This window comes from Kastovskya adunca (assembly GCF_059505785.1).
Genome location: NZ_JCACLG010000021.1, coordinates 15,693 through 35,510, shown reverse-complemented (window position 1 = coordinate 35,510; position 19,818 = coordinate 15,693). Strand labels below are relative to the sequence as shown.

The window sequence follows — 19,818 nt, the reverse complement described above, 5'->3', positions numbered from 1 at the left end:
CTTTTATCCTGCCAAAATGTGATCGCGTCCCTAACGTACTTGACAAAAGCAGCAATTTGTGAGATTAGGATGGAGTGCAGGCGATCGCATCTTCCAAGTTAGACTCCACGAGAAAAGAGCGATCGCCTTGAATCTGCTGCCGCCGTTTACCATACGCTTAAGGTTCTTAACCTATACCTATAGATCCGTTTATAGTGATCTACAAGAAATATTTATGAATAAATGTTTACAAAGTTTAATAAGATAATCACATAGACAAATAAGTATTTTTTCCTAATGCCATGATAGCGGCTCAATTTCCCTGGCTTAGCGCGATTGTCCTGCTCCCACTCGTTGCTGCACTGCTGATCCCTTTTCTGCCGGACAAAGACGGCAAGCGCGTGCGCTGGTATGCACTCGGCGTGGGGGTCGCAGACTTTGTATTGATGTGCTACGTCTTTTGGAAGCATTACGATCCAACGAGCGCTACTTTTCAACTTGTAGAGAAATATACCTGGCTGCCTCAGTTAGGCTTGAACTGGGCAGTTTCCCTCGATGGAGTTTCAGCCCCGCTTGTGCTTCTGGCAGGATTAGTGACAACACTCTCCATGTTTGCGGCGTGGCAAGTCAATCTCAAACCCCACCTGTTCTATTTCCTGATGCTGGTGCTGTATTCCGCACAGGTAGGGGTATTCGTCGCCCAAGACGTGCTGCTGCTGTTCATTATGTGGGAAGTAGAACTAATTCCCGTCTACCTACTCGTTTCGATTTGGGGTGGACAGAAGCGTCAGTACGCCGCGATGAAGTTCTTACTATATACCGCCGCCGCTTCTATTTTTATTTTGGTCGCTGGTCTGGGAATGGCATTCTACGGCGACAATCTGACCTTCGATATGGTCGAACTCGGCTTAAAGGATTACCCCCTTACTTTAGAACTGCTGCTTTATGCAGGATTGCTAATTGCCTTTGGTGTCAAACTAGCGGTTTTCCCCTTGCACACCTGGCTACCGGATGCACACGGCGAGGCATCTTCTCCCGTATCGATGGTATTGGCAGGTGTACTGCTGAAGATGGGCGGATACGGGTTGATTCGCCTCAATTTAGGACTTCTTTCTGATGCACACGTTTACTTTGCACCTGTATTAGCGATTCTAGGCGTTGTCAATATTATCTACGGTGCGTTTAACTCTTTTGCCCAGACGAATATGAAGCGTCGCCTCGCCTATTCCTCGGTTTCTCACATGGGATTTGTCCTATTGGGGATTGCGTCCTTTACCGACTTGGGAGTCAACGGCGCAATGCTGCAAATGATTTCTCACGGTTTGATTGCCTCATTACTATTCTTTTTAGCTGGAGTGACTTACGACCGCACTCACACGATGTCCATGAAAGAAATGGGCGGAATTGCTCAGGCAATGCCGACTGTGTTTGCCCTGTTTACAATGGGTGTGATGGCATCGTTGGCGCTGCCGGGAATGAGTGGCTTTGCTAGCGAACTGTCGGTTTTCATCGGTGTAACGACAAGCGATATCTACAGCTCAACTTTCCGCACCGTGACCGTCTTTCTAGCCGCCGTGGGTGTCATTCTGACCCCGATTTATCTACTTTCGATGCTGCGACAGGTATTTTACAATTCTGGTGAAGTCCCTACCTGCGACATTGCACCTACCTGCGATATTACGGATACAGATTTGCAGAATCAGGGAAATCAGGAGCCGGTTTGCTTTGGTACAAACTGTAGCTTGCCGATAGATGCAGCATTTGTCGATGCCAGACCTCGTGAAGTGTTTATTGCCGCTTGCTTTCTGGTGTTGATTATCGGTCTTGGCGTATACCCGAATATGGGTATGCAAATGTACGATGCAAAAACTGTTGCAGTCAATGCTCAGGTTCGCCAATCTTATACCCAAATCGCAGCCATGAATCCCCAGATTTATGCGGGAGGATTCTCAGTTCCTAAGGTTGCTGAGTCGGAAGTAACGCCCGTTTTGGGAATGGTAGAGCCTTATTCCAGGTAAGCGCCGCATGAGTAATCAATCCTTTGGTAGCCGGCTGTAGAGGCATTTTGCTCCTACCGAGAGGGTTATCAGCTACCAAAGTGATTTTTTGGCTGCGCTTATCGGCTCAATTGCGATCGCCTTTACCTCTGTAGTTCGTTAAACGCTGATTCTCTCAGGGGCTTAATTGGCAGCCCAATTTTTACTTATACCTTCACTAATTTGTTATCAGTAACTATTGTCAGTGACAAATAATTAGTTAATGTACAGCAGTTTGTCGCCGTACAGTAGTAGTAATCTCTGTGTCTAAAATCGGTGGAAGGCGATCGCATCCAACAATTACAGCAGCAGATTCAGACATGGCAAGCGATGCGGTCAAAGTTGGGAGGGAATGAATGAGCGATCGCTTCTCCTTCTGCCGAGTTGCCCTGTCATCGGATGGAGTTGCAATTTCAGTCAATGGTAGGGTGTGAAAAGCCTCAATTGAGGTTGCTGTCGAAGTGTCCCAGGATTGGGGCGAGGTTTAAGATCCCGAAAGCTTTTTGAGTAAGGTGTTTTTCTTGATAACGGCTAAAATCAGCGGCGGCAGATAACCTTTGCCGTAACACCGATCCTCGAACCAGCCGTCCGTTGTATTGTGTTGTTAGGTAGCTCATACAGTTGATTGCTGCTCAATATCACTCGACAACTTCTCCAAAAACTTAGCAGATTGCTCAAGCAAGTCGCAGAAGACTCTTTGTAGCTCTTTTTCCGATAGCTGAAGCCTCTTGACCAGTTTTGAATAATTACTACCTTTTAGGTGAGCAACACCAGACGAACGAATATTTTGAATATCTCGAAGCAGAGCTAATCCCTCCTGGCAATCAACAAAATTCTTCTCCTCAAGGAAAACAGCAAATTTTGCTATACCTCTTGGAGGATCAGGAATAGATGAAATATTTTTTCCAATTTCGTTCTCATTCAAAGCATCTATGAGAACTTTAGCTAGTGTGAGAATTTGCAAGTCGAATTCTGATTGACTATTATTCAGTGGAACCCGAAGATTTTGGAAGAAATGAGAATCTTCAGATGAGAGTTCGCGAAATAAAGACCAACCATACTTAGCTTTCCATTTTTGATTTAATTGCTTATATCTTTGCTTAAAATTTAAATCTTTCCCTTGAGGATCAAAAGGTACACCAAGAAAATCTCGCATATACTTTGTCGTACTTAGTGACCCTTTTGGAGTGATATTAAAAACTTTCCAGTATGCTCGCTCTTTAGCGGGAAGATCGCGACCTAAATCGCCTAGATAGACTATAACCACATTTTCATGGTTGTTATCCATGCGAAGTCCCCAGCTCACACCACATCTTAGATACGAATCTTCCACTGAAAAACGCTCAGGGTCGTTATAGTATTTTTGAAGCACATCACGCTTGAAATAAACTGGTGTGAGATAGTGGGGTGCATCAGGATTCGCGCCAAAATTATTAGCTAATTTATTCCCATTGCAGGTGAAAGTAATAGGATCACCATCAGGAGTTTCACCTATCTGGAATTCCTCATATATTTCCGTTTCATCTTCACTATAAGGCCAAACTCCACTTTTCGACTTAGGGTATGGAAGAAGCAACTTCTTGCCATGAAGATACGATACAGTGCTGTAGTTACTATAACTAGATGTTTCAGTTACTCCAAATTGATAAATTGTCTGCTCATCGTTATATTCACCTCTTCGTTGGTCTTCTGGCACAGTAGAAATATCTAGGTTAGAGTAACGAATATAATCAAAAAGTAATGCAAGATGTGCATTTTTAATGGCAATAAATTGCCGAATTTGCTTTAGACGAATCAAGATTGTCTCGTTTTGAAAGCGAATAATAGTTTCTTCTTCTCCAGATTCATCAAATTTCAAAAACTCATTTTTCCTTGGCTCATGGTAAAGGTTATGAAAAAATCGAAATTCTTCAGATATTTCAGGATGGCTTTCCCTAAACCCAACATAATCTCGAATAAATACTAGGGGTTCTGCATCTGCAATACCAAACCTACTGTACTCAACGGTACCATTTCCAAATCTGACACAACCTGGAAATCCGCTGCTGATATCTACTTCCCAATTTGTAGTTTGTAGGGCTTCAGGAACACATTCGTTAGGAATTAATCCGGAGTAAAAAAATTTAGTATCTTGTACATTTTGAGAGTAATGATAAACTTTTATCCAGGTCTCATCGCCAAGACGATCCTTAATGTATTCACGTTCCTGAGCAAATAGCGCGTGTGATAGCTCTCTTGATTCTTCTGTCATTCAGATATAGCTCAATCGGCTTTTCCTGCGTCCTTAGAGTTCCTTAAGTGACTGTAATTTTGAAAAATGGACACAACTGGACTCGAACCAGTGACCCCCACGATGTCAACGTGGTGCTCTAACCAACTGAGCTATGCGTCCGTAACGGTCTACAAATATAACAGGTTTCTTGCTAAAAGTGCAAGCTTTAAAGCGCGATCGCTTTTTCTCTCATTTCTGCCCCAGCAAAAAAAGGCCATCGGCATTTTAGAGGTAACTGTGTCTGCTAAAATATCGGGGTTGTTCAGCTTGATGATAAGCGTCTTTGAGTCAATCAGTAGACATCTCCAATATCGACGTATTGGCGCAAGAACTCGCCACAATTCAGCAAACGAGTTCTAAGCGAATTGCCCTTTTGGGATCGCGCCATGTTCCGATTACTCATCAGCATCTGATCGAGATGATGAGCTATGCCTTAGTTTTAGGTGGTAATCGTCTTCTTACATCTGGTGCAACTGGCACCAATTCTGCCGCCATCCGGGGAGCCATGCGGGCAGATCCTAGCTTGCTGACGGTGATTTTGCCCCAGAGTCTGGAACGCCAGCCTAGAGAATCGCGAGAGCAATTACAGCAGGTGATACATCTGGTGGAAAAGCCGGAAAACGACAATCTCTCCTTAGCAGAAGCAAGTGCTCTGTGCAACCAAGAGATTGTATCTCGCTGCCAACAATTAATTTGTTTTGCGTTTCACGACAGCCATACACTGCTCAAAAGCTGCGAGGACGCAGAAGACCAACGCAAGGTGGTGACACTGTTCTACTTCGACTAGGCGAGAAATTTGTCAGCGATCGCAATTTTGCTTAACTCTATTGCTATTGCTGTCTCGCTTTATCTGCCCTTCCTCGTCGTGGGCTAAGTCTCTATGAGTGTGGGTGAGGAGTTGGGTAGGTAAAACTTATTTAAAGCGTCTACGACCTTTGTAGTAGCAGCATTGATGGCGTCGATGACGAATCCCGATGCTGCACTAGCCACCGAAGTGGCGATCGCTTTGCCTTGTCTGCTGATACTGCTATATTTTCCCCATTTCCCTGAGGCGATCGCTCAAGTTTGGCATCAGTTCTTGGGGTCGCGCGATCGCAATTTTCTACAGTCTAATAATCACAACATTACCCTGGAGTCGCTTTAGCACTGTCTTGAACTATTGCCCCACAGATGGTAATAAATTGTCATGCGTTCTAGTGTAGTCCGTTGGCGATGATGACTTAAAACGAAGGTCACTGACTTGAGTGGACAATGGTTGTTTTTGAGAAAAACCCAGCTTGGGGGGCTTCCCCCCAATCCCCCCACTGGGGGATGAGTGCCTCCCCCAGACCCCCTGCACAAGGTTTGATCGGTTGTGATGAATGTTTTTGAGTTAGTACTATTCGACTTAAAATGAGCGGCACGCAATTGATCAAATCGGCTATTTATCGAGTAATACTAAGCACTGTCCTTTAAAATTCCTAAATTAATTATGGCTTCAACATACTCCTTTGATGTCGTTAGCGACTTCGATCACCAAGAGCTAGTTAACACTGTCGATCAAGTTGTACGGGAAATCAAAAGCCGCTATGACCTCAAAGATACTCAGACCACTCTAGAGTTGGGGGAAGACACGATTACCCTCAACACAGATAGCGAGTTCACTTTAGAGTCAGTTCACGACATCCTTCGCACCAAAGCCGCCAAGCGCAACCTCTCCCTGAAAATTTTTGACTACGGCAAAATCGAATCGGCTAGCGGTAATCGGGTTCGCCAGGAAATTAAGCTGGTTAAAGGCATTAGTCAAGAACTGGGCAAAAAACTTTCTAAGTTGATTCGCGATGAATTTAAGAAAGTACAAGCCTCCATTCAAGGAGATACTGTCCGGGTTTCCAGCAAATCCAGAGATGATTTACAACTAATCATCTCTCGACTAAAGCAGGAAGATTTGCCCGTTGATTTGCAGTTTACAAACTATCGCTAATGGGTTGCTAAGTGGACTCCCCAGAAATAAAGAAGATTGACCGCCAGCGAGAGCATCAAGCTAACGAGCGTACCTTTTTAGCCTGGTTGCGTACCTCAATTGCCTTGATTGGTTTCGGATTTGCGATCGCCCGCTTTGGTCTATTTCTACGGGAATTGCAATCCACCGTTACCGCCAATCCAGGTACTGTAACAACCCCTGCTTCCTTCCTGCGTTCTCAGACGGTGGGGATTGGTCTGGTTGTTGTCGGCATTACGATCATTATCTTTGCCGTGTGGCGCTATAACCAAGTCTTTTGGCAAATTGAACGCGCCGCCTACCGTCCTTCACGGCTGCTTGTGTGGGTAACGGCGGGAGTTGTTTTAGTTTTGGGGGTTCTTAGCATTCCTCTGGTGCTGTGGCGACCCTTGCCTCCTGCGGCTCCGTCCTCCTCAACGAGCCGCCGAATGAATACCGTTTCCCCTCCTTCTTCATTGCCCCTCGTCCGCAGCTTCTTGGAGTTAGCTGTTAAACATAGCGATCGCAACCAACTGAATTAAAGATGGCGTTATTGGTATGCAGTTTAGCGATCGCCTTGACATCTTTTAGACCTACAGGGCTTGTGCAGATAGTCGCAGCACACACCAATTCTCTAGTAGGGGCATGGGCATAGTCCATGCCCTTATAGTTTACCGACTGAAATTAGAGACTCGACATCACTTCCCGTGCCGCTTCTAATGTGCGGTCAATATCCTCATCAGTATGCGCCAACGACGTAAAGCCAGCCTCAAACTGCGAAGGTGCTAGATAAACTCCCCGCTCCAACATGCCGCGATGGAATTGACTAAACTTCGCTAAATCTGACTTCTTGGCATCCTCATAGTTGTGAACAGGTTCTCCGGTAAAGAACAAGCCAAACATGGCGCTAATTTGACCGCCATAAGCCGCGTGACCTGTTTCCTGGGCAATTTGCAGCAAGCCATCAGCAAGCTTTTTGGTAATCCGATTTAGTTGATCGTAAGTGCCAGGTTTTTGCAGCAATTCCAGGGTTTTAATTCCTGCGGTCATCGCTAGAGGATTACCTGAAAGTGTACCCGCCTGATACATCGGCCCGGCGGGAGCAACCATAGACATAATGTCTTTACGTCCGCCATAAGCACCAACTGGCAAGCCGCCACCGATGACTTTACCTAGGGTTGTCAAGTCCGGGGTGACACCAAATTTTTCTTGAGCGCCACCGTAGGCAATCCGGAACCCTGTCATCACTTCATCAAACACGAGTAACGCCCGATGCTCTTGAGTCAGCATCCGCAACCCTTCCAGGAAGCCCGCATCTGGAGGAATAAACCCAGCATTGCCGACAACTGGCTCTAAAATCACCCCAGCAATTTGATTGGGGTTATTAGCAAACAGCGCTTTAACGGCTTCTAGGTCGTTGTAGGGAGCTGTTAAGGTGTTGTTGGTTGTTGTCTTGGGGACACCAGGAGAGTCAGGTAGCCCCAGCGTCGCCACTCCTGAACCTGCTTTGACCAGGAACATGTCGGCATGACCGTGGTAGCAGCCCTCAAATTTAATAATCTTGTCGCGTCCGGTAAAGGCACGCATCAAACGCAGGACGGACATGCAAGCTTCTGTACCAGAGTTGACAAAGCGCACCATTTCAACGCTAGGAACGCCATCAATCACCATTTCTGCCAGCACATTTTCCAACACGGAGGGAGCGCCAAAGCTGGTACCTTTTTCTAAGGCGTCGTGCAATGCTGCAATGACTTCAGGATGGGCATGACCGCAAATCGCTGGCCCCCAGGAGCCGACGTAATCAATGTATTGGTTGCCATCGACATCCCAGACATAGGCTCCTTTGACACGGTCAAAGACAATCGGTTGCCCTCCTACTGATTTAAACGCTCGGACTGGGGAGCTGACTCCTCCAGGCATCAGCTTCTGAGCAGCCGCGAAAATTTCTTCTGATTGGGTTGTTTTAAAAGAGGCGGTGGAAATCAATACGTTCTCCTTGATTGAATATTTAACGGCAAGCAAGTGGTGAAAGAAATCACCGCGTCCGAAAGTCTTCACAGTACTTGCTTCGACTTCCATGCTAAATGTCAGCCGTGACTAAAGGCGAATGCGCCATCAATTATCCTATCTCTAGCGATCGCGAATCGAGATTGTACACAAAAAATTCAGATTGAACCTATTGACAGTTTGACACTCAGCGCTATAAAGACGCTGATGCTTGGATCATAGATCCATCGGGTTGCCTGTGCCTGCTGCTATTTTTTAGCCGCGTCGAACTGGCGATCGCTAGAGAAAAGTTCTTCCTACAGATCAGGAGATGAGGATAACCGCCAACCTCACCCAACCTTCAATACTTCAACTGTGTTAACTTAAAAAAGTTGTCTAAAATTCGCACATCCAGGGTTTCGGGTGTTTCCTCATTACTGATGGAAATCCGCCTGGGTGGAGGATAAACCCGAATCAGGAGTTAAATCATGGCAGTCATTTCTTTGGCTCAAATGCTGGAGTCAGGGGTTCACTTTGGTCATCAGACCCGTCGCTGGAACCCCAAGATGGACACGTATATTTATACCGCTCGTAATGGCGTGCATATCATTGACTTGGTGCAAACTGCCCAGTTGATGGAAGATGCCTACAACTACATGCGGACAGCATCAGAGCAAGGCAAAAAGGTACTTTTTGTGGGCACAAAGCGGCAAGCCGCCGGAATCATTGCTCAAGAAGCTGCCCGTTGTGGGTCGTACTACGTTAACCAGCGCTGGTTGGGCGGAATGCTCACCAACTGGGAAACCATCAAAACGCGGGTAGAACGCCTCAAAGATCTAGAGCGTCGCGAAACCAGTGGAGCCCTCGATCTCTTGCCGAAAAAAGAAGCGGCGATGCTACGTCGGGAGTTGAGCAAGCTTCAGAAGTACTTAGGCGGCATCAAACTGATGCGTAAAATCCCCGACATTGTGGTGATCGTAGACCAACGGCGGGAATACAACGCCATTCTTGAGTGCGAGAAACTCGCGATCCCCATCGTGTCAATGTTGGATACCAACTGTGATCCAGATGTAGTTGATATTCCCATCCCAGCTAATGACGATGCAATCCGGTCGATTAAGCTGATAGTGGGTAAATTGGCAGATGCCATCTATGAAGGGCGTCACGGTCAGCTCGAATCTGAAGACGAGGATTACGAGGACTTTGAGGGCGCAATGGACTACATGGATGAAGACTACGTCGATGAAGCTGATGAAGCGCCTGAAGCTAATAAATCTGACGAGGATAGCGCGGAATAATAAAAGGGTAAGTACGTTTATACAGGGATAAAAGCACAATGGCGGAAATTTCAGCAAAACTCGTCAAAGAACTGCGCGATAAAACTGGCGCAGGGATGATGGATTGCAAAAAAGCGTTGAAAGAAAACAACGCTGATATCAATAAAGCCACGGAATGGTTGCGGCAAAAAGGGATCACCTCGGCTGAGAAGAAATCTGGTCGTGTGGCAGCAGAAGGAATCGTAGATAGCTACATCCACACTGGCGGTCGAGTTGGTGTGTTGGTGGAAGTCAACTGTGAAACCGACTTTGTTGCTCGTCGCGAGGAGTTCAAAGCTCTAGCACGGAACATTGCTATGCAAATCGCCGCTTGCCCTAATGTTGAATATGTCAGTCTTGATGACATTCCCTCTGAACTTTCCGAGAAAGAAAAGGAAATTGAGATGGGACGGGATGACTTAGGCAAAAAGCCCCAGGAGATCAAAGAGAAGATTGTTCAAGGGCGAATTGAAAAACGCCTTAAAGAGCTGTCTTTGCTCGATCAGCCTTACATCCGCGACCAAAGCATTACGGTAGAAGAGTTGGTGAAGCAAAGCATTTCCCAACTTGGCGAAAACATTCAAGTACGCCGCTTCGCTCGTTTTGTGCTCGGTGAAGGGATTGAGAAAGAAGAAAGCAACTTTGCTGAAGAAGTCGCTGCACAAATGGGCGGCAAGTAAGTCAGGTAAACGCTAAAAAGCGAAGGACAAAAGGCAAGAGTTAGAAAAACAATTTCTTTCTTTTGCCTTTTTAGTTGAGGACTTATACCATTTCCCTTTTAAGAGGCTACGCATAGATCCCCCTCAACCTCCCTTAAGAAAGCTACGGTGTACACACATTTGTTACCAGGATGCAAAGGGTTGTCTGATCCCCCTAAATCCCCCTTAAAAAGGGGGACTAAGATTTCTGTTCCTCCTTCTAAATCCCCCTTAAAAAGGGGGACTAAGATTTCTGTTCCTCCTTTAAAAAGGGGCTAGGGGGGAGCAAACGGTGGAAAGCCATCTCGCCCGACTTATGTGTACACCGTAGTCTTAAAAAAGGGGGAGCAAGAAAAGTATCTGTAGCAAGCAAAATTTATGGAGACGGGACAGGGGCGCTGTGTCTTGCCCCGACGACAGAATCAGCGTTTTCATAGATGATCTGCGTCAGAGACCGTTTATTGGACTTGATAGAGTGTTATGGCAAAACCAATTGAGCAAATTGAGCGAGACATTGCCGCCTTAGAAGAGGCGATCGCTAATCTGCGTTTAGAAGTCCATGAGGCTTACTCCCACTATCTCAACTTATTAGGTCAAGCGGTGCGGCAGCAGCTAATTATGGTGAGCTACCATATCTGCACCCAAGGCTATCCCAAATCCTTTGTCAGTTTGCCGTTTGCTCAACGACACAAGCTCCAGCAAGCGCTCAAGCAGCTATGCTCTGAGGCACAGGAACAGTTACGTTTAGCTTTAGACGCACCGGAAACAAAGACTGAATCAGAAGAAAATCCGGAGGCAATTTTCCCACTCCCCAGGCAATTCCCTGAGGATTCAAACTCACCCATTGCTCCAACGCTGGGAGACTTAACGCTGAACTTAGACTCTCCCTCAGATAGCGAGCTATCTTTTGACTTAGACTCCTCCTTGACGCCGGATACCAGTGACTATTCTTTCGAGTTGGAACTTCCGGCATTAAATCAGGATTCATTTCTTTTATCTCCTGAAACCAGCGAAACGGAGGAAGAGGCTCCGCCCTTATCTAGTGCTGAACAGCTTGTGCAGTGGCAAGGGCAAATCGAACAGGCGATCGCGAAGATTCTGAAAACCGCCTCCCGTGATGCTAATCGCCTGCTGCAGCAAAATAATATTCTTCCCCAGCAACTTCCAGAAGCCGTTCTCGAAGCCGCCATGCGCGCCAAGGGAGCGATGGAGGTCACACCAGGGCCGCCGAATCTTCTAAACTTGTTGGTGGAACGGCAAACTGAGGACAAATTAGAAGACTCGACAATCACACCCCTACTGGCGATTAATTTGCGATTATCAGAAATTGAGTTTGCTGACCCTACCTTAACGGCTAAACGCAGTCAACTCCGCCACCTGTCTAGCAAAGCGATGCAGCTGCGGCGGCAGGATCGAAAACAACAGCGAGAGTTAGCGAGCGCTCAGGCAGAATCCGCTTGGCGATCGAGTTGGTTTGATGAATAGGGACTCAGAAGGCAAAATAAGGTAAAAAGCATTACTTTTTACTGGTTGCTCTCCTGATCTCCTTAGCCTTGAAATTGACCAAAAGGAGGCGAAGATTGGAAACGGAATTGCCAGATTGGGTGAGGCTACAAAAAGCCCTAGCCGTGGAAGCACAGAAGGGTTTTACAGACTTGATGGGCAAGCAGTACCGCTTCAGTGAGTTTCTTTGCCTGAGTTTGGGGAAAAAATCTTACCATCTGCGGGAAGAAGAGCAGCGCCAGTGGCGATCGCTTGCCACGGAGTTTGCCCGTTATCCTCAAATGGATATTGAAGCGCGGCAACACCTAATCGCCCAGACACGGCAGTTTCTCCATCAGCTTCAGCACAACCCAAACCTCCGCCCAGCCTCACCGTTATCTCCACCGGATCAAAGTCTGGAAACGGGCAAGTCACAATCTCACTCCGTAAAAGCCAAACTTCCCCGCACAACACCCGTCGTTCAGTCCCACACCAGCGATCCCTACGGATTGTCTCCCCGCACCCCTACCTTGGAGCAGCCGTTAGAAAAGCTAGACAATATTGGCCCCAGAAAAGGTGGATATTTATCTCGCCTGGGGTTACATACAGTGCGGGACATCCTGTACTACTATCCCCGCGACCATATTGACTACGCCCGTCAGGTGACAATCTCAAAGTTAGTAGTTGGCGAAACGGTGACGCTAATGGGAACGGTGAAGCGTTGTAACTGCTTTACTAGCCCCCGCAATAAAAAACTGACAATTTTCGAGTTACTGATCAAAGACCATACAGGTCAACTCAAAATCAGCCGCTTTTTTGCTGGCAATCGCTATAGTAGCCGGGGTTGGCAGGAGCAGCAAAAGCGCCGTTTTCCTCCAGATTCGGTGGTAGCGGCGTCTGGATTGGTGAAAAAAAATAAGTACGGTATTACCCTAGAAGACCCGGAACTGGAGGTTTTAGATGGCCCCGGCGGCAGCATTGACTCGATCAAAATTGGTCGTGTTGTGCCTGTTTATCCCCTGACGGAAGGGGTACCCGCAGATTTGGTGAGAAAAGCAGTCATTGCGGCTTTGCCTGCTGCTTTGCAGATCAAAGACCCCTTACCTGCGGGATTGCGGAACCAGTATGGGCTGATGAAATTAAAAGAGGCGATCGCTAATATCCATTTTCCCCAAGATAGCGACACCTTAGCCGCCGCCCGCCGCCGCTTGGTTTTTGATGAGTTTTTCTACCTACAGCTCGGCTTCCTCCAACGCCGTCAAACCCAGCGAAAAGCCCAAAACAGCGCCATTCTCGCTCCCACAGGTCAGCTCATAGAGCGCTTCTATCAGCTCCTTCCCTTTAAACTCACCGGGGCACAAACAAGAGTCGTCAACGACATCCTCAACGACTTACAATCCACCAACCCCATGAATCGTCTGGTGCAGGGGGATGTGGGTTCTGGGAAAACCGTCGTTGCCGTTATTGCCATCCTCGCCGCCGTTCAATCAGGCTATCAAGCTGCTCTGATGGCTCCCACTGAGGTTTTAGCCGAACAGCACTACCGCAAGCTCGTTAGCTGGTTTAACCTCCTCCACCTACCCGTCGAACTGCTCACAGGTTCTACCAAAGCCGCCAAACGCAGGCAGATTCACGCCCAGCTCGAAACCGGAGAACTCCCCCTGTTGGTGGGGACTCATGCCCTAATCCAAGACCCCGTAAACTTCAATCGCTTGGGTTTAGTCGTAATCGACGAACAGCACCGCTTTGGCGTGCAGCAACGGGCAAAATTACAGCAAAAAGGGCAGTCGCCTCACGTCCTCACCATGACCGCTACCCCCATTCCCCGCACGCTAGCACTAACATTGCACGGCGACTTGGATGTTAGCCAGATTGATGAGATGCCGCCCGGACGCCAGCAAATTCAAACCACTGTCCTCACGGCAAAAGAACGCACCCACACCTATGACCTCATCCGCCGTGAAATTGCCCAAGGATTTCAGGCTTACATCGTTTTGCCCCTAATTGAAGAATCAGAAAAACTCGATGTCCGTTCCGCCGTTGAGGAGCATCAGCGACTTTCGGAAAGTATCTTTCCAGAATTTCAGGTGGGGTTACTCCACGGACGGATGTCTTCTGCTGAGAAAGATGAAGCGCTCAACGCCTTTCGGGACAACCAAACCAAAATTATTGTCTCAACTACTGTGATTGAAGTCGGTGTTGATGTCCCCAATGCGACAGTGATGCTGATTGAAAATGCTGAGCGTTTTGGTTTATCCCAACTGCATCAGTTACGCGGTCGAGTTGGTCGCGGCTCTGAGCGCTCTTATTGCTTGCTGATGAGCGGTTCTAAGACTGATAACGCCCGTCAACGCCTAAGCGTTTTGGAACAGTCCCAGGATGGTTTTTTCATCTCCGAAATGGATATGCGCTTTCGAGGGCCAGGGGAGGTATTGGGTATGCGTCAGTCAGGGTTGCCAGATTTTGCACTCTCCAGTTTAGTGGAAGATCAAGATGTGTTGAACTTAGCGCGAGATGCCGCCGAAAAGGCAATGCTGCGGGATGAAACCCTGGAGCAATATCCTTTACTGAAGGCTGAGTTGGAGTATCGCTACTCCCGCTTACTGGGTGGGACAATTTTGACTTAGTTGAGCGGGCTTGGAATGATAGGATGCGATCGCGGCTGACTAAATCAATGACAAACGCCAGCTCTAAGTAAATGCGGTCAAAGGGCAGAAGTAGTTATTGAGCGATCGCACTCCAGCGGACAACTTAAATTATAAAAAACGACGGCGTCCTTGGGAAAGCTTTAAATTGAGAAGTGACAATAAATTAATTGGAGAACCTCAAACATTTGCTATTGAATATTCAGTAGTAAAATTCCTTGGATACATTCCTTACGGAGGATGTAGACTTTGGTTTGATGGTAAATTTTTAGGTGATATAGAGGATTTTACTCTGCTTACAGCTGTTGAAGCTTTTCTTTCACCAATTATTGAAAAGAAAGATTCTTTTCGTCTGGACGCTTCTTTTTTGAATTTCTCGGAATTCGATATATTTGAACGAATGAAGAATGGAGAAATAAACGGGCATTCTTACTTGCCAATAGAAGGCTTTGACGCTTTTTATAATTACGTTTATTATCAGAAAGATTTTTTTTACTTTCTCTGGATGCTCGATCCAGACATGAAAGATTGGGAAGAGTATAAAAATTTTCCGACTGATTTTTTCTCGGCAAAAGTGTCCATATATACATATGAACATGTTGTTCTTGAATTTAGAAAGAATCTGGGAAAAATGTGTCCACAGATTCTTTTTTAAGCAGCCGCGCTCAGCTTTAGTCTTCAGAAATTAAGGTCTTCGAGAATATGTGTAACCCCAAAATAAAAATATCCTTTTTCTGTAAGATCGGTCTGAAACAACGTAAATTCGTGAAAATCTAGCAAAGTGACAAAAGAGGGGTATTGCTCCCAGCGTTCCCCTGAAATGCCTACTCTGGTGTAGGGTCTGCGGCAGTTTGAGGCTATCTTCCTTGGGGGGACAGGAAATGATATTAGTTGTGGGGCGATCGCACTCCAACGGACAACTTAAATCACAAAAAACGACGGCGTCCTTGAGAAAGCTTTAAATTGAGAAGTGACAATCCAAAAATTACTAAAAATAGCACTAAGCCAATCGTGCAGGCATAGCTAATTTCCAAATTAGAAAACGCTTGTTCATATAAATAGTAAACAACTGTCTTAGAACTATTAAGTGGCCCTCCCTGAGTCATGATGTAGACTTCTTCAAATACCTTTGTGGCGGAAATTGCTGAAATAACCGCGACCAACACTAGATAAGGTCGCATTAAAGGTACAGTAATATCCCAGTGCTTGATGTAGCCATCTGAACCATCCAAAGCAGCCGCTTCATAAAGTTCAGGCGGGATAGATTGCAAACCCGCCAAATAAATCACCATGTAGTAACCCAACCCCTTCCAAATCGTCACCGCCATCACGCTAAAAATTGCCCACTGAGGGCTAGTAAGCCAAGGAATTCCTTCACTAAAACCGAGTTGATTGAGGAGTTGATTGAGCAAACCATTTTCTGCATACAGCCATCTCCAGGCAATCCCCGCCACTACCATTGAGATGACCACAGGTGTATAAAAAGAAGCGCGGAACCAACTAATTCCCCGGAGTTTTTGGTTGACTAAAATTGCCATTCCTAAAGGAAAAATCACTAAAATGGGTACGACTCCTACTAGATAGATAAGAGTATTTCCTAGGGTTTTCCAAAACACTGCATCTGTCCACAAGCGTTGGAAGTTTTCTAACCCAATCCACAAGGGTCTTGCTGTGAGGTCGTATTCATAACGAGTAAAACTCAGAAAAAAGGCTTGCAATGCTGGCCAAAATACACTTAACCCCAAAATAAATAGGGCAGGTAAGAGGAATAGGTAGGGAGTAAGACGTTTATTAGTCATTAGTTGGTGGGGATTGGTTAGCCGTGAGGAAGCTGTTGCACAAGATAACTTTGCAGCTTTTCTCGATCCCCCCTAGCCCCCCTTGAAAAAGGGGGGAACCGGAGTCAAAGTCCCCTGTGATATCAAAGGCGAAGCATCTTCTGGCTTCCCCCTTTTGAAGGGGGACGGGAGGGGGATCTCCAAGGGGAATTTAGGGGGATCAAACACATTTTGTATCCTGGTAAGAGATGTGTATACACAGTAGGTGTGAACGCAAAGGGGAGTAGTAGCCAAATTTGATCGCATTCAGCACGTCAGCAGTTCTTTCACGCTAGAGTCTGGCGTACAAACTTCTCCAAGCGATCCATACCTTTCTCAATTGAGGTCATATCGGTGGCGTAGGAGAGACGAATGCAATCATCGTCACCAAAGGCAATGCCAGGAATTGTTGCGACTTGTTGAGATTCTAGAAGGGCGTTGCAAAAGTCTAGGGATTTTAGACCGCATTTACTGATATTGGGGAACAAGTAGAACGCTCCTTCTGGTACAGGACAAGTTAGTCCAGGAATAGCTTGGAGACGCTCTAACATTACCTGTCGTCGTTTGGCAAAGGCGAGGCGCATCTCTTCGACGCCATCTTGGGAACCTTCCAAAGCCGCGATCGCCCCATACTGAGCAAAGGTACAGACATTTGATGTACTGTGACCTTGAATGGTGGTCATTGCCTTAATTAGTTCGACGGAACCAGCTAGGTAGCCCAAACGCCAACCCGTCATCGAGAACGCTTTGGCAAACCCACTACTAACGACGCTGCGCTCAAATATGTCTGCTCCGAGCGAGCCAATACTTACGTGTTCTGTGCCGTTGTAGAGGATTTTTTCGTAAATCTCATCAGAAACTACCTGGATATTTGTCTCAACGACTACCTCTGCTAGGGCTTTGATCTCTGCTGGAGTGTAAACCATCCCCGTTGGATTAGAGGGAGAATTGAGGACAAATAGCTGAGTGCGAGGAGTAATCGCAGCGCGTAGCTGTTCGGGGGTGATTTTGTAGTTTGTCGAGGTATCGGTGGGAACAATGACGGGGGTTCCTCCGGCAAGTTTTACCATTTCTGGATAAGACAGCCAGTAGGGAGCGGGAATAATCACTTCATCCCCAACATCAATCATCGCTAGCATCAGGTTGAAGAGAGAATGCTTACCGCCATTGGTGACGATGACATTTTCGGCACGGTAATCGAGATTATTTTCTACTTTGAGCTTATGCGCGATCGCTTCTCTTAACTGCTGTTCCCCAGCCGCAGGGCCATACTTGGTTTTACCTTCATCCAGGGCTTTTTTAGCAGCGGCTTTGATCGGCGCTGGGGTGTCAAAATCAGGTTCCCCGGCACTGAAGCTACAGACATCTATTCCGTCTGCCTTCATCGCTTTGGCTTTGGCGGAAATTGCCAGGGTTAGGGAGGGTGGAACTTGACTAACTCGTGCTGCCAGCTTCATGCTTGTGTCCAATCCGGTTAATGATATTGATCGCGCTCAGGCTAATAGTAAGGAGCAGTTAGCCGGAGCTTGAGGTGTAGATGATTTCAAGTAAATGGAATCAGGAATTTTAGGCTTATGTAGTTACAAGCACACTTCCTCTAGTTTTCCAGAGTAGCTTGCGATCGCCATGGAAATTGGCACTTTTTTTACTTTTTCACCTTGGCAACTCGGTTGTTGCTCCTTTGCAATAACTGTAAATAACCTCGATCAGAAGGTGATGTAGAAAAAGCAGCCAAATTGAAGAAATGTTACGGAATGGATACTTACTTTAACTGATATATTGTTTGGCTCGATACCTCCGCACTACCTATGGAGTTGAATTAGTATTCTCGACACGAGTGTACTGAGGCAACAATGATTGACCAGCTAAGTCTTCCCGCACCGGGCACTCTACTAGCGGCTGGTTAAACAAAAAAGTGTCCTGTCCACCTGCACTCTTATCCCTGTCGCTATAGGGTGTTTGTAGATGTTAGATGTTGACTGCTACGGAATCCTAGAGCTGGAGCCGAGAGTTTCCCAGGAAGAGCTTCACCAAAGTTACAAAGATTTAGCCTTTGTGTGGCACCCAGACCGTTTTATGGGAAATGCTCGGCTACAACGAAAAGCTCACGAAAAACTACAGCAGATTAATGCTGCCTATGCTCAGTTGCGTTCCCTCAGAAGAGCGGCACAAGCAACGGTTTCCCCGCCGCCCGTCTCAAAGCCATCCTCTCGTCCTCAGCCTGCAGCTAATCCCCAGAATTTCCACGAACCAAGAGTTAACTCCAGAGACTACAGGTACGAATCAAGAGTTAACTCCAGAGACTACAGGAAAGCTCCTCAGCCGCCTGTGTATGTTAGCCGCTTTGATGATTGTGCGTGGATAGATTAACACTCAAGAGTGTTGAGTCCTGAGTCCTGAGTAGGGGAGAAAGTATGAAGTATGAAGGGTGAAGTATGAAGTATGAAGGGTGAAGGGTGAAGTATGAAGGGTGAAGGGTGAAGGGTGAAGTATGAAAGGTAAGAGGTTCTCCCCTGCTCCCCTGCTCCTCATCTCAGGGAGGACTTTTTTGGTGCGATCGCGTTTACTGGAAGTAGTCAGTCTTCGGCAAAACTGTATGAATAGCTTCCCCTCCAAACTTCGCACCGTCCTCCTAATTTTGTTGGCTTGCAGTACGTTATTCTGCTCTTCCCTGACGCCCCCAGCCGCTGCTAGTCCGGCTCCGGGAGCGGGTTTAACGACCCTTAGAGCCATGGCAGCCGAGTCGGTTCCCTATGAGGAGGCGTTGAATAATTCTTTGCCTACACTGGTGGAGTTCTACGCTGACTGGTGTACTAGTTGCCAAGCGATCGCACCGACTTTGGAGAAATTGCACGATCGCTATGGTTCGCAACTCAACTTCGTCATGCTTAACGTTGACAACCCCCAGTGGCGACCCTTGCTCAAACAGTATCGCGTACAGGGCGTGCCGCAATTTTTCTTTCTTAATTCCGAACGGGTTGTGGTTAAGACGTTAGTCGGTGTAGTCCCAGAACCCGTTCTTGAGCGATTGTTTGAGCAGTTAGTCACTCAATAAGTTTTTAGCCCGCGTTCACCACCACTGAATCACCCTCAACTTTGGCTTGATAGGCTGTCAGAGGCTCGTTAGCTGGGCCTTCTAGTACTTTGCCATCCGGTGCAAACTTAGAACCGTGACAGGGGCAAGCGAAGGCTTTTTGGTCAGGATTCCAATTCACCTCGCAGCCTGCATGGGTGCAGGTGGGATTAACGGCGAGTAGAGAGTCCGGTGCAGTGGGGTTGCGGATGACGAGTAGGGGAGTGCCAGCCAACTTTTTATTAATTTGACCATTTTGCTCTAACTCAGCCACCGTACCAACGGATTGAAATTTATTAGTGGGACTACTCTGACTGACGGGAGTTTCTGTCTCCGGAGAGCAAGCGGCGATCGCCACAGGTAAAAAACTCGCTAGCCCACCAACTCCCACCCAACTTAAAAATGTCCGACGATTCATAAAAACCTCAAGATTTTTGCCTGTTTAAGGTTTAACAGACAGACGCCAACGAATCAGGATGGTACAGCATCAACCTTAAGGATGAAGTATTCCGGCTTCAGAGGCAAGTTATGCAAAAAATGCATAGAAATCATGC

19 protein-coding genes and 1 tRNA gene are annotated in these 19,818 nt (G+C 46.9%); 12 read left to right on the top strand and 8 right to left on the bottom strand.

Features of this window, described 5'->3' with window-relative positions; all coding sequences use genetic code 11:
• The first annotated feature begins 281 nt into the window (after window positions 1–281).
• Window positions 282–1,997: an NAD(P)H-quinone oxidoreductase subunit 4 gene (locus AC5JR3_RS06825; protein ID WP_495844310.1), complete on the top strand. Its 1,716-nt coding sequence runs from the start codon at window positions 282–284 to the stop codon at window positions 1,995–1,997.
• 238 nt (window positions 1,998–2,235) lie between these two features.
• Here the strand turns inward: AC5JR3_RS06825 and AC5JR3_RS06820 are convergent, their stop codons facing one another.
• The 4 genes from AC5JR3_RS06820 to AC5JR3_RS06805 all read right to left on the bottom strand — a co-directional run bounded on the left by AC5JR3_RS06820 (window position 2,236) and on the right by AC5JR3_RS06805 (window position 4,407).
• Window positions 2,236–2,436, bottom strand: coding sequence for a hypothetical protein (locus tag AC5JR3_RS06820; protein WP_495844308.1), 201 nt, complete (start codon window positions 2,434–2,436; stop codon window positions 2,236–2,238).
• Between the two features lie 19 nt (window positions 2,437–2,455).
• Window positions 2,456–2,632, bottom strand: coding sequence for a hypothetical protein (locus AC5JR3_RS06815; protein ID WP_495844306.1), 177 nt, complete (start codon window positions 2,630–2,632; stop codon window positions 2,456–2,458).
• The gene (locus tag AC5JR3_RS06810; RefSeq protein ID WP_495844304.1) at window positions 2,629–4,266 is read right to left on the bottom strand and encodes a hypothetical protein; all 1,638 of its coding nucleotides are present in this window, start codon (window positions 4,264–4,266) and stop codon (window positions 2,629–2,631) included. The genes AC5JR3_RS06815 and AC5JR3_RS06810 overlap by 4 nt, the downstream gene beginning before the upstream one ends.
• A gap of 67 nt (window positions 4,267–4,333) precedes the next feature.
• A tRNA-Val gene (locus AC5JR3_RS06805) sits at window positions 4,334–4,407 on the bottom strand.
• A 163-nt stretch (window positions 4,408–4,570) separates the two neighbouring features.
• On the opposite strand from AC5JR3_RS06805, the gene AC5JR3_RS06800 reads away from it, so the two are divergent.
• The 4 genes from AC5JR3_RS06800 (at window position 4,571) to AC5JR3_RS06785 (ending at window position 6,789) form a co-directional block, all read left to right on the top strand.
• On the top strand, window positions 4,571–5,074 hold the full coding sequence (locus AC5JR3_RS06800; RefSeq protein ID WP_495844302.1) for a DNA recombination-mediator protein A: 504 nt from the start codon (window positions 4,571–4,573) through the stop codon (window positions 5,072–5,074).
• Between the two features lie 165 nt (window positions 5,075–5,239).
• Entirely contained in the window at window positions 5,240–5,431 is a 192-nt protein-coding gene (locus AC5JR3_RS06795) for a hypothetical protein (RefSeq protein WP_495844300.1), read from the top strand.
• Window positions 5,432–5,758: 327 nt separating this feature from the next.
• Window positions 5,759–6,250, top strand: a complete 492-nt coding sequence (locus AC5JR3_RS06790; protein WP_495844298.1) for a YajQ family cyclic di-GMP-binding protein — start codon at window positions 5,759–5,761, stop codon at window positions 6,248–6,250.
• Window positions 6,251–6,276: 26 nt separating this feature from the next.
• Window positions 6,277–6,789, top strand: coding sequence for a YidH family protein (locus AC5JR3_RS06785; RefSeq protein WP_495844747.1), 513 nt, complete (start codon window positions 6,277–6,279; stop codon window positions 6,787–6,789).
• Window positions 6,790–6,931: 142 nt separating this feature from the next.
• Here AC5JR3_RS06785 and hemL read toward each other — a convergent pair whose 3' ends face one another.
• Window positions 6,932–8,233, bottom strand: coding sequence for a glutamate-1-semialdehyde 2,1-aminomutase (gene hemL / locus AC5JR3_RS06780; RefSeq protein ID WP_495844745.1), 1,302 nt, complete (start codon window positions 8,231–8,233; stop codon window positions 6,932–6,934).
• A 488-nt stretch (window positions 8,234–8,721) separates the two neighbouring features.
• Here hemL and rpsB point away from each other — a divergent pair, with 488 nt between their 5' ends.
• From rpsB to AC5JR3_RS06755, 5 genes are all read left to right on the top strand, one after another.
• On the top strand, window positions 8,722–9,531 hold the full coding sequence (gene rpsB / locus AC5JR3_RS06775) for a 30S ribosomal protein S2 (protein ID WP_495844296.1): 810 nt from the start codon (window positions 8,722–8,724) through the stop codon (window positions 9,529–9,531).
• A gap of 38 nt (window positions 9,532–9,569) precedes the next feature.
• Window positions 9,570–10,229 (top strand): translation elongation factor Ts, encoded by a 660-nt coding sequence (gene tsf / locus AC5JR3_RS06770; protein WP_495844294.1) that lies wholly within the window; start codon window positions 9,570–9,572, stop codon window positions 10,227–10,229.
• A 498-nt stretch (window positions 10,230–10,727) separates the two neighbouring features.
• Window positions 10,728–11,732 carry a hypothetical protein gene (locus tag AC5JR3_RS06765; protein WP_495844292.1) on the top strand — a complete coding sequence of 335 codons (1,005 nt, stop codon included), beginning with the start codon at window positions 10,728–10,730 and terminating at the stop codon, window positions 11,730–11,732.
• A 95-nt stretch (window positions 11,733–11,827) separates the two neighbouring features.
• Window positions 11,828–14,356 (top strand): ATP-dependent DNA helicase RecG, encoded by a 2,529-nt coding sequence (gene recG, locus AC5JR3_RS06760; protein ID WP_495844290.1) that lies wholly within the window; start codon window positions 11,828–11,830, stop codon window positions 14,354–14,356.
• Window positions 14,357–14,453: 97 nt separating this feature from the next.
• Complete coding sequence (locus AC5JR3_RS06755) at window positions 14,454–15,029, top strand: Imm42 family immunity protein (protein ID WP_495844288.1); 576 nt, start codon at window positions 14,454–14,456, stop codon at window positions 15,027–15,029.
• A gap of 271 nt (window positions 15,030–15,300) precedes the next feature.
• Here AC5JR3_RS06755 and AC5JR3_RS06750 read toward each other — a convergent pair whose 3' ends face one another.
• The gene (locus AC5JR3_RS06750; protein ID WP_495844287.1) at window positions 15,301–16,173 is read right to left on the bottom strand and encodes a carbohydrate ABC transporter permease; all 873 of its coding nucleotides are present in this window, start codon (window positions 16,171–16,173) and stop codon (window positions 15,301–15,303) included.
• A gap of 305 nt (window positions 16,174–16,478) precedes the next feature.
• A complete protein-coding gene (locus AC5JR3_RS06745) occupies window positions 16,479–17,648 on the bottom strand; it encodes a pyridoxal phosphate-dependent aminotransferase (protein WP_495844285.1) in 1,170 nt (389 codons plus the stop codon).
• Between the two features lie 508 nt (window positions 17,649–18,156).
• On the opposite strand from AC5JR3_RS06745, the gene AC5JR3_RS06740 reads away from it, so the two are divergent.
• Together AC5JR3_RS06740 and AC5JR3_RS06735 are read left to right on the top strand one after the other, a co-directional pair.
• Window positions 18,157–18,561, top strand: a complete 405-nt coding sequence (locus AC5JR3_RS06740) for a J domain-containing protein (protein ID WP_495844283.1) — start codon at window positions 18,157–18,159, stop codon at window positions 18,559–18,561.
• A gap of 121 nt (window positions 18,562–18,682) precedes the next feature.
• Window positions 18,683–19,246 (top strand): thioredoxin domain-containing protein, encoded by a 564-nt coding sequence (locus tag AC5JR3_RS06735; protein WP_495844281.1) that lies wholly within the window; start codon window positions 18,683–18,685, stop codon window positions 19,244–19,246.
• Window positions 19,247–19,250: 4 nt separating this feature from the next.
• Here AC5JR3_RS06735 and AC5JR3_RS06730 read toward each other — a convergent pair whose 3' ends face one another.
• Window positions 19,251–19,682: a QcrA and Rieske domain-containing protein gene (locus AC5JR3_RS06730; RefSeq protein ID WP_495844279.1), complete on the bottom strand. Its 432-nt coding sequence runs from the start codon at window positions 19,680–19,682 to the stop codon at window positions 19,251–19,253.
• Window positions 19,683–19,818: the final 136 nt, after the last annotated feature.